The following is a 1,612-nucleotide window of genomic DNA, read 5'->3' as shown; positions in this document are numbered from 1 at the left end:
AGATCTCATGCAGACCTACAAGGTGTCGCGCATGACCTTGCGCAATGCACTGGGCGAGCTGGAATCCGACCGCTTGATACGGCGGGGGCGCGGAAAAGGCACGTTTGTCGAAAGCCGCCCTGCCAGCGTGACGGAGCTTCAATTGCCCACGACCTGGGACGAGGCAGTCGCCTTGAGCGATTTGCTGGGTACTCAGGCAATTGTCGAGTCGGAACACGCCATCGCCGCGCTGCCTGATATGGGCATGCATTGCCAGGGGCAGCCGGCGGCATCGTATCAATACCTTTGCCGGCTGCACAGTAAAGACAATGTGCCTTATTGCTATAGCGAAGTATTCATCGCCAGCGATCTTTTCCAGAAGCACAGGAAAAAATTCAAGAGCTCGGCGGCGGCTTCGGTCATTGCGCGTATTCCGGGCCTGGTGGTGTCGGAATCGCGCCAGAAGCTCACCATCATCAACGCCGGCTTCCAGTCGGCCCATGCCCTGCAGCTGCAGGTGGGCGAAAGCGTTGCAGAGTTGCGCCGTTACGCTTGTGCCGACGGCCGGGTAATCTATTACGCGCGGCTGGAATTTCCCACCAAGTTTGTAAAGCTTGAGCTCGACCTGCTTCCGGAGCGGCGCAGCACCTGACCATCCATCATCCACGAGCCGCAAAGGCCGGGAACTGTAAAACCAAAGAGGAAATATGTTCGACGAGACACTGAAATGGCCTTTTTTTGATGCCAGGCATCGCGAACTCGCGGCACTGGAGCAATTTGCGCAGCAAGATCTCCAGGCCCTCATTCACCAGGAACATGAGGGCGCCGACGTATACGCCATCGCCCCGCAAATGGTGAAAGCGCTGGGGGCGGGCGGCTGGCTCGAACATGCGGCGTCATTGGATGGGCAACTCGACTCGCGCAGCCTGTGTCTGATTCGCGATATGCTGGCGCGCCGCTCCGGCCTGGCTGAGTTCGCCTTCGCGATGCAGGGCCTGGGTACGGCGGCCATCACGCTGTTCGGCAGCGAAGCGCAGCGCCGGCAATGGCTTCCCGCCGTCATCGCCGGCGATCGCATTGCCGCATTTGCCTTGTCCGAAGAAGAAGCGGGCTCCAACCCCGCCGACATGGCGACCGCGGCACACAAGGAAGGCGGCGACTGGATCATCAACGGCGCCAAGACCTGGATATCGAACGCGGGCCTCGCCCATCAGTATGTTGTTTTCGCCAGGACGCGGGAAGGTGGGGGCGCACAGGGCTTGTCCTGCTTTATCGTCCCGGCCGATACTCCCGGCTTTTCCGTCAGTGCAAGCATCGAGGTGATTGCGCCGCACCCATTGGGCTCTTTGGAGTTTACCGACTGCCGTGTGCCTGCCGATGCACTTATCGGGCAGGAAGGCGACGGTTTCAAGATTGCCATGAGTGTGCTGGACGTATTTCGTTCCAGCGTGGGCGCCTCGGCCGTCGGCATGGCGCGTCGCGCCCTCGATCATGCCTTGCTAAGGGTCACGCAACGGCAGATCTCCGGATCGAGCCTGAGCACCTTCCAGCTTACCCAGGACAAGCTTGCCGACATGGCCACGGCAATAGATGCCGCCGCTCTGCTCGTTTACCGCGCTGCATGGGTCAAGGA

The 1,612-nt window shown here is 60.5% G+C and carries 2 protein-coding genes; both read left to right on the top strand.

Translation table 11 applies throughout. The features are described from left to right. A partial coding sequence (locus V6M52_RS14580; protein WP_332701539.1) for a GntR family transcriptional regulator occupies nucleotides 1–631 on the top strand: 631 nt, incomplete at its 5' end. A gap of 55 nt (nucleotides 632–686) precedes the next feature. Then, nucleotides 687–1,612 (top strand): acyl-CoA dehydrogenase family protein (locus V6M52_RS14575; protein ID WP_332701538.1); only part of this gene is annotated, 926 nt, incomplete at its 3' end.

This window comes from Devosia sp. (genome assembly GCF_036676215.1).
Lineage (GTDB): Bacteria > Pseudomonadota > Alphaproteobacteria > Rhizobiales > Devosiaceae > Devosia.
This window is presented reverse-complemented; position numbering and strand designations above follow the sequence as displayed.